Here is a 7,633-nt window from a genome sequence, read left to right as displayed (position 1 = left end):
CGCCGCCACACCGGCGGTCACGCGCATCGAGTGCGAGTGCGGCCCGGTCGGCGTGAGGGACTCACAGCCCGGGATGCAGCGGGCGAGGACGGCAGGGTCCATGATCGCGGCCCAGACCTGCTCGGGGGAGGCGGCCAGGGTGTTGGAGCCGGAGATCTTCATCGGTCACCTTCCGTGGTGGCTGAATGGGCTGCAGCAGAAGCGCGTTGGCGTCGGAGCTCCCACAGCTCGGACGGGCTGATCGGCATCGAGAGGATCGGGAAGCCCTCGGCGTCCTCGATCGCGGAGGCGAGCACCGCGGACACCGGGATGGTGCCGGCCTCGCCGGCGCCCTTGATGCCCAGCGGGTTGAGCGGCGAGGGCGTCTCGAGGTGGTCGGTCTCGATGAAGGGCACCTCGGATGCATAGGGCACGAGGAAGTCCATGAACGACGCGTTGAGCAGCTGCCCTGACTCGTCGTAGGCCATCCGCTCGTAGAGGGCGCCCCCGACGCCCTGGGCCACCCCGCCATGCACCTGGCCCTCGACGATGAGGGGGTTGATCATGACGCCGCAGTCGTGGACGACGCAGTAGCGCAGGATCCTGATCTCCGCCGTCACCGGGTCGGTCTCGACGATCGCCGCGTGCATGCCGTTGGCGAACGTGGCCTGGGTGGGGGAGTAGAAGCCCTTGCCCTCCAGCCCCGGCTCGTCACCCTCGGCGACCGGCGGCTTGTCGGGGTCGAAGGTCCCCGCGAACTGGGTCGCGGCCTTGGCGGCGTCGTCGAAGGCATAGCGGAGCGGGTTCGAGAGGACCGCTACGGTCGACAGCGAGATTTGGGTGTCGGGCGCCCCCTTGACCGAGATGACGCCGTCCTCGATCTCGAGGTCGTCCGGGTTGGCCTCGAGCGCATCGGCAGCGATACGAAGAGCCTTCTCCCGCACCACCTTTGCTGCGGCCGCGACGGCGTTGCCGCTCATCACCGCAGCGCGCGACGCGAAGGTCCCCACGGCATACGGCATCCGACGCGTGTCGCCGGTGGTGACGTGGACGTCCTCGAAGCGCACGCCGAGCTCGTCGGCGACGATCTGGGCGAACGCCGTCTCGTGGCCCTGCCCCTGCGAGGTGAGGCCGGTGGCGACGAAGACCTGGCCGCTCGTCTCGACGTGCACGTGCCCGCCCTCGTAGGGCCCGACGCCGGTGCCCTCGACGTAGCAGCCGATCCCGAGCCCGACCTTGCGTCCCTCGGCCTCCGCCTGCTCCCGGTATGCCGCGAAGTCGTCCCAGCCGACGAGCGCCTTGAGCTTGGCGAGGGAGGCGGGGAAGTCGCCCGAGTCGTACTTCAGCGGCCGGCCGTCCTGGAACATCAGCCCGTGGTCGTAGGGCATGTCCTGCGGGAGAATGAAGTTGGTCGAGCGGACCTCGGTGCGGTCCTTGCCGAGGAAGGCGGCGATGGCGTCCATCGTCCGCTCCATCGCGAAGACTCCCTGCGGCCGCCCGGCGCCCCGATACGGGGTGACGATGACGGTGTTGGTGTAGAGGCTCCAGAACTCGCAGCGGTAGGTGCCCGGCTTGTAGGGGCCGAGGAGCTGGGTCGCGGTGATGATCGGGACGATGATGCCGTAGGGCGTGTAGGCACCGTTGTCGTGCCACACCTTGACGTCGAGGGCCAGGATGCGCCCGTCGTCGTCGAAGCCGACCTCGACCTCCTGGAGCTGTTGGCGCTCGTGTGCCGAGGAGACGAAGTGCTCGCGGCGGTCCTCGGCCCACTTGACCGGCCGGCCCAGCGCCCGTGCGGCCCAGGGGACCAAGAGCTCTTCGGGCCACGGGTGGTTGATCTTCACGCCGAAGCCGCCACCGACATCGGGGGCCATGCACTGGATGCGGGCCAGCGGGATCCCCAGGCGCGCGGCGACGGCCGCGCGCACCCCGGTCGACGTCTGGGTCGAGGACCACATGCGCATGGAGGCGTCGTCCCTGTCCCACACGGCATACACGCCCTTGCCCTCCATCGGCATGCAGGCGCTGCGCTCGATGGTGAGGGGGATGGTGAGGCGGTGCGGCGAGCAGGCCAGGGCGGCGTCGACATCGCCGACCTCTTGGATGAGATGGGCGGCGACATTGTCGGGGACGTCGTCGTGGACCGCGAGAGCAGCCTCACGGGCGGCCGCCACACCGACGACGACCGGCTTGGTCTCGTAGGACACGACGATCCGGGCGGCCGCGTCCTCGGCGACGTAACGGTCGCGTGCGACGACCATGACGACCGGCTCACCGACGTGGTTGACCTCGGTGTCGGCCAGGGCGAGGCAGGTGCGCGGGTGGGTCAGTGCCGGGTGCGGGATGAGGACCGGCAGGGGCCGGGCCATCAGCTCGTCGAGGTCCTCGAAGGTGTAGATCGCCTCGACCCCGTCGACCTCCCAGGCGTCGGTGATGTCGATGCCGGTGATCGTCGCGTGGGCGTGCGGGGAGCGGACGAAGGCGGCGGCGAGGGCGTCGCGCCCCAGGTCGTCGAGGTAGCGACCGTTGCCGGTGACCAGGCGGGGGTCCTCGCGCCGTTGCACCGAATGGCCGATGGAGCGCGTGGTCATGCAGCACCTCCCTCGCGGCGGATCTCGGCTGCTCGGAGCACGGCCTTGATGATGTTCTGGTAGCCCGTGCAACGACAGAGGTTGCCGGACACCACTTCTCGTGCTTCGGCCTCGGTCGGTGAGGGGTTGGTCTCCAGAAAGGCGTGGATGGTCGTGAGGAAGCCCGGCGTGCAGAAGCCGCACTGGAGCGCGTGGCACTCCTTGAAGGCCTGCTGCACCGGCGAGAGGTTGTCCATGTCCGTGCCCAGGCCCTCGACCGTGGTGATCTCGTGGCCCTGCGCCGAGATCGCGAACATCAAGCACGAGCGCATCGGTGCGCCGTCGACCAGGACCGTGCACGCACCGCAGACGCCGTGCTCGCAGCCGACGTGGGTGCCGGTGAGTCCGAGCTCACGGCGCAGGAAGTCCGACAGCAGGCGGCGCGCCGGGGCCGTCGCCGTGTGGGGGGCACCGTTGACCGACAGGGTGATCTCGTGCAGCGGCTCCACGGTGATGTCGCTCCCGACCGGCGGGCTCGTGTGGGACATGATCTGCTCGGTCATGCGACTCCCTCCTGCGCAGCGGCGGCGAAGGCGCGCTGGGTGAGCTCGATGACGAGCGCGCGTCGGTAGTCCGCTGAGGCGTGGATGTCGGCCTCGGGGTCCACGTGTGCCGCAACGGCATCCGCGACCGTGGACCAGTCGACCGTGCCCGGCTCACGACCCCTGACCGCCTCGGTGAGGTCGAGGATGTCGGGGACAGGAGTCACCGACACGAAGGAGGCCCGGGCGTCCGACACCACCCCGTCGGTGACCCCCAGCGCGACGGCGACACCGGCCATCGCATAGTCGCCGTGCCGTCGCGCGGCCTCGAGGAAGGCCGTGCGGGTGCCGGTGGGGAAGCGCCCGAAACGTACGGCTACGACGACCTCGTCGGCCTCGAGCGTGGTCTCCAGCGGTCCCTCGAAGAAGTCGGTCGCCGCGATCTCGCGTGTCCCCCTCACGGAGGCCGCCTCGATGACGGCACCGGTCAGGACGGCGACCGAGGGCATCTCACCGGCGGCGTCGGCGTGGGCGATCGAGCCCACCGTGGTGCCCCGGTTGCGGATCGCCGGGTGCGCCACGCAGGCCAGCGCCTGCCCGAGCAGGGGCAGGGCGGAGGCTGCTCTCGCGTCGGCGAGCAACTGGGCGTGCCGCACCAGGGCGCCCACCCGGACGTGGTCGTCGCCGACCTCGACCCGGTCGCAGCCGGGCAGGCGGTTGATGTCGACCAGGTGATTGGGTGAGGCCAGCCGCATGTTGAGCACCGGGATGAGGCTCTGCCCGCCTGCGAGCACCTTGCCGTCGTGACCGACCTCGGCGAGGGTGGCCACCGCCTCCTCGACCGAGCGCGGCTCATGGTGGACGAACGGCGCTGGCTTCATTGCAGCATCATGGCGAACCCTGCCCACCTCGTGGTCGTCGAATCACGCTCCCCGCTGGCGGGGAGCCTTGTCAAGAACTGCCGAGACAAACGAGTGAGGAGAACACGCGGGCTGACGATGATCCGTCGCCGCGTGTTCTCCTCATTCGACTGTCGCTGCCCGAGGTGGGTATGCCGCGGGGGCCGGGCCCCGCGGCATACCTCACCTCAGAGACGGTGACGGCCGCTGTCGGGACCACCCGGGTTGTGACGACGCCCTGCCTCACGCTCGCGAGCGGCCGGGTCACCGTCCTGGTAGAGGTCGTCCACGCCGTCGCTGTCGCCGTAGGTGTAGTCACCGACCGCGATCGCCGTGCCATCGGCGCGGTCCCGGAGGTCCCTGTGCGCCACGGCCTTGGCCAGGTGGTAGGCGAGGATGGCGACGATCGTGCCGAGCGCGATGCCGCTGAGGGTGAAGCTGTCGGAGAACTTCATCTTCACATCACCGATGCCGATGACGATGCCGGCCGCGACCGGGACCAGGTTGATCGGGTTCGCGAAGTCGACGCCGTTCTCCTTCCAGATCTTGGCGCCGAGCAGGCCGATCATGCCGTAGAGGACCACGGTGATGCCGCCGAGGACGCCGCCGGGGACCGACGAGACGAGCGCGCCGAACTTGGGTGAGAGGCCGAAAAGCAGGGCGACGAGGGCCGCGACGTAGTAGGCCGCCGTCGAGTAGACGCGGGTCGCGGCCATGACGCCGATGTTCTCGGCGTAGGTCGTCGTCGGCGAGCCACCGAAGAGCGAGGCGACGGCCGTGCCGACACCGTCACCGGCGATGGCCTTGCCCATGACCGGGTTGAGGTCGTGGCCAGTCATCTCGGCGACGGCCTTGACGTGACCGGTGTTCTCGGCGATGAGGGCGATGACGGCGGGGAGGACGAGGAGGATCGCGGCCATCGAGAAGGTCGGGAAGTGCCAGCCCACGGCCTCCTTGCCGTCCGCGGCGATCGTCGTCGCCGGGGGGAAACCGAACCAGCTGGCCTCGCCGATGCCGGCGGTGTTCCAGCGCAGGTGCTCGGTCGCCTCGGTGGCCCCGCCGAGGACCGAGGTGATCGGGCCCGCGGTCTTGTCGAGGATCCACGACAGCAGGGTGCCGAAGATGAGGGCCAGGAAGACCGAGATGCGCCCGATGAAGCCGCGGAAGGCGACGGCGACGATGATGGTGAAGAGCATCGTGAGGAGCGCCACCCACTGGTCCTGCGGCCAGTAGATGTTGGCGACGACCGGTGCGAGGTTGAAGCCGATGAGCATGACGACAGCACCGGTGACGACCGGGGGCAGCGCCTTGTGGAGGAAGCCCGAGCCGGCGAAGTGGATGATCACGCCGACGATGGCCAGGACGATGCCGGCGATGAGGATGGCGCCGGTGACCTCCTTGGAGTCGCCACCATTGGCGCGGATCGCCGCGACACCACCGACGAAGGACGCGGACGTCCCCAGGTAGCTGGGCACCTTCCCCTGCACGATGAGCAGGAAGATGATCGTCGCGATGCCGCTCATCATGATGGCGAGCTGCGCGTTGAGCCCCATGATGAGCGGGAACACGAAGGTCGCGCCGAACATGGCGACGACGTGCTGGGCACCCAGGCCCACCGTCTTGCCCCAACCGAGGCGCTCATCTGGCGCGACGACGCCGCCGGCGGCGACCTCGTCAGCGTCCTTGAGCTTCCAACCGAGCCCGAGTGACATCCCGGATCCTCTCTGAATCACTTCTCCGCGCGCCGTGTGGCGGCGGTCGCGTCATGCGACGGATAACCGGAAGGTAGTCCACTGGTGGGGTCGCGCATTCGTCATTGATGCACATCGACCCCGGCGTTTCTTCGGCAAGTGCGGTGCAGGAACTTCTGTTAGCAGACGTTCGTGCACAGGGGCCCGCTCAGCGCGGCTCGGCCCACAGCCCGCGCATCTCATGGATGCGCAGGGCGACGGCGACGGTGAGCTGGAGCTCGGGGTCGGTGGTGATCGGTCCGAGCATCCGCTCCAGCTTGCTGATCCGGTAGCGCAGCGTGTTGTAGTGGAAGAAGAGCCGGCGCGAGGTCTCGGCGACGTTGATGTTGGTGTCGAGGAGCACGGCGAGGGTCCGGCGCAGGTCGTCGTTCTCCGGGGTGTCGTGCGTGGCGAGCTCGCCCAGGGACTCGTGGACGAACCGGCGCAGGTCCTCGCTCTCCGGGATGAGGGCGAGCAGCCGGTGGATGCCGAGCCGGTCGAAGTGGGCCAGGGCCGACGGCCCCTGCATCTGCCGGCCGATGGAGACGGCCTTGAGCGCCTCGGCATAGGCGCGGCTGAGCTGGTCGGGGGAGGTGACGATGCGCGAGACCCCGGTGGCGAAGGTCCGACGACCGCCACCGCCCTCACCGCGCACCACGCCGACCAGGGCGCCCACGACCCGCAGCACCTCGTCGGTGTCCATCCCGGCGGTCACCGGGACCAGCGCGACGACCTCTTGGCTGAAGCCGGCCACCGGGATCGTCGAGTCCTTGGCGCGGACCGCCCAGCCCCAGGCGCGCGCGAAGCGCTCCTGGAGGGCGCGCACCTCGTGCGGGCTGCGCTCGGTGCGCTGGTCGTCCTCGTCGGTCTCGGCCACGACGACGACCAGCGGACGGTCGATGTCCCACCCCAGGGCGACCGCGTGGTCGACGACGTCGACGCCGCCGCGGCCGGTCAGCGCGTCCCGCAGGAACTCCGCGCGATAGCGGCTCTCGACCGCCGAGACCGCCTGCTCCTTGGTCACGGCGAGGGCGGCCACGGTCGCCGCGCGGCTCAAGAGGTGAAGGTCGGTGTCGGAGAACGCGGTTCCCTTGGTGAAGGCCCCGAGGAAACCGAGCTCGCTGCCGCCCGCGACGATCGGCACGAAGGCTCGGTGATCACGCTCGTCGCCGAACTCGCGTGCCCCCGTCGGCTCGCTCTCGACGAGCAGGCGCCCGGTCGCGTCGAAGCACTCACCGCAGAGCGTGTCGCCCTCGGTCGCGGTCGCGCGAGCGAGGACCCGTCCATCCGTCGACGTCACGACGCAGGCCCGGCCGAAGAACTCGGCGAGGGTGGTGCACAGGTCCTCGAGGGCTCCGTCGTGGAGGACGACCTGCTCGAGCAACCGGTGGAAGTCGTCCTCCCGCTGCAGCAGCGCCTCCTGGCGGGCGACTCTGCGTTCCAGGTCGGCAATCCGGGCTGCCGCGTCGGTTGCCACTGGCAAGGTGTGTGCCGTCATGGGCACATCGTTGGCAGATCTGCACATCCGGTCAAGGGTGCGTCCACCACTAGCGTCAAGGAGTGCCCTTGTCGCTGACCGCCGCGGTCTCCCCGCTGCTCGCGCCCCTGCGCGGGACGTCGTGGTCGGGCTCGGTCCTGGCGACCGGCCGCTTCGGCGCCTATCTGAGCGTCCCGGGAGCCGCCGTCGACGTGGTCCCGCTCCTCGGTGTCGACGCCATCGCGCTCCCGACCGCGGTTCGGCTGGGCGTGCCTTTCCCCCATGAGGCCCTCCCGCTCGCGGTGGGCGACCCGGTGCGTCTGGACGACGACGGCGTGACCGTCGTGGGCCGCCGCGTGCCACTGGTGCGCGCGTGGACGCCGGCGCGGGTGCGACCCGTGGACCGTCTGCGGCCGTTCGCCCCGATGGCCGAGCG

General features: G+C 70.1%; 7 protein-coding genes. 1 reads left to right on the top strand and 6 read right to left on the bottom strand.

Going from position 1 to position 7,633, the window contains the following annotated elements; all coding sequences use genetic code 11:
* The 6 genes from BN10_RS17990 to BN10_RS12255 form a co-directional block, all read right to left on the bottom strand.
* The coding region (locus BN10_RS17990) for an SRPBCC domain-containing protein (RefSeq protein WP_040751689.1) at positions 1–162 on the bottom strand (162 nt) is incomplete at its 3' end.
* Positions 159–2,570: an aerobic carbon-monoxide dehydrogenase large subunit gene (gene cutA, locus BN10_RS12275; RefSeq protein WP_010851574.1), complete on the bottom strand. Its 2,412-nt coding sequence runs from the start codon at positions 2,568–2,570 to the stop codon at positions 159–161. The genes cutA and BN10_RS17990, both read right to left, overlap by 4 nt.
* Positions 2,567–3,112 carry a (2Fe-2S)-binding protein gene (locus tag BN10_RS12270; protein WP_010851573.1) on the bottom strand — a complete coding sequence of 182 codons (546 nt, stop codon included), beginning with the start codon at positions 3,110–3,112 and terminating at the stop codon, positions 2,567–2,569. The genes cutA and BN10_RS12270 overlap by 4 nt, the downstream gene beginning before the upstream one ends.
* The gene (locus BN10_RS12265) at positions 3,109–3,972 is read right to left on the bottom strand and encodes an FAD binding domain-containing protein (RefSeq protein ID WP_010851572.1); all 864 of its coding nucleotides are present in this window, start codon (positions 3,970–3,972) and stop codon (positions 3,109–3,111) included. The genes BN10_RS12270 and BN10_RS12265 overlap by 4 nt, the downstream gene beginning before the upstream one ends.
* 206 nt (positions 3,973–4,178) lie before the next feature.
* Positions 4,179–5,702 carry a uracil-xanthine permease family protein gene (locus tag BN10_RS12260; protein WP_010851571.1) on the bottom strand — a complete coding sequence of 508 codons (1,524 nt, stop codon included), beginning with the start codon at positions 5,700–5,702 and terminating at the stop codon, positions 4,179–4,181.
* 187 nt (positions 5,703–5,889) lie between these two features.
* Positions 5,890–7,218 (bottom strand): PucR family transcriptional regulator, encoded by a 1,329-nt coding sequence (locus BN10_RS12255; RefSeq protein WP_010851570.1) that lies wholly within the window; start codon positions 7,216–7,218, stop codon positions 5,890–5,892.
* Between the two features lie 62 nt (positions 7,219–7,280).
* Here BN10_RS12255 and BN10_RS17435 point away from each other — a divergent pair.
* The coding region (locus BN10_RS17435; RefSeq protein WP_198014053.1) for a hypothetical protein at positions 7,281–7,633 on the top strand (353 nt) is incomplete at its 3' end.

This window comes from Phycicoccus elongatus Lp2, assembly GCF_000367525.1.
Classification (GTDB): Bacteria; Actinomycetota; Actinomycetes; order Actinomycetales; family Dermatophilaceae; genus Phycicoccus_A; species Phycicoccus_A elongatus.
This window is presented reverse-complemented; position numbering and strand designations above follow the sequence as displayed.